1 protein-coding gene is annotated in these 251 nt (G+C 70.9%); it reads right to left on the bottom strand.

The genetic code is table 11. The annotated features are described in order from the left end of the window. Positions 1 to 220, bottom strand: a 220-nt coding sequence (locus R0J92_RS25030) for a hypothetical protein (RefSeq protein ID WP_411053672.1), incomplete at its 3' end; no start/stop codon positions are given. Between the last annotated feature and the right edge of the window lie 31 nt (positions 221 to 251).

Raw genomic sequence — 251 nt, 5'->3', positions numbered from 1 at the left:
CCCGCTGCGGATCGTCGAGGTCGTTGGCCAGCAGGAACGCGAAGTTGTTCAGCAGCTGCGGGCTGCCGGTCGAGTTGCTCAGCGCCTTCTCGTACCACGCCGCGGCGTCGCGGTGGCGGCCGGACTGGTGCAGCGCGGTGGCGAGTTGACCCTGCAGCTCGATGCGGAGGCCACGCTGCTGGTCGCCGAGGTCCGCCAGCGCGGCCTCGAAGTGCGACACCGCTTCGCTCCACTGACCGGTCCGCATCGCC

Source organism: Tritonibacter sp. SIMBA_163 (assembly GCF_046535935.1).
Classification (GTDB): domain Bacteria; phylum Pseudomonadota; class Alphaproteobacteria; order Rhodobacterales; family Rhodobacteraceae; genus Epibacterium; species Epibacterium scottomollicae.
This window is presented reverse-complemented; position numbering and strand designations above follow the sequence as displayed.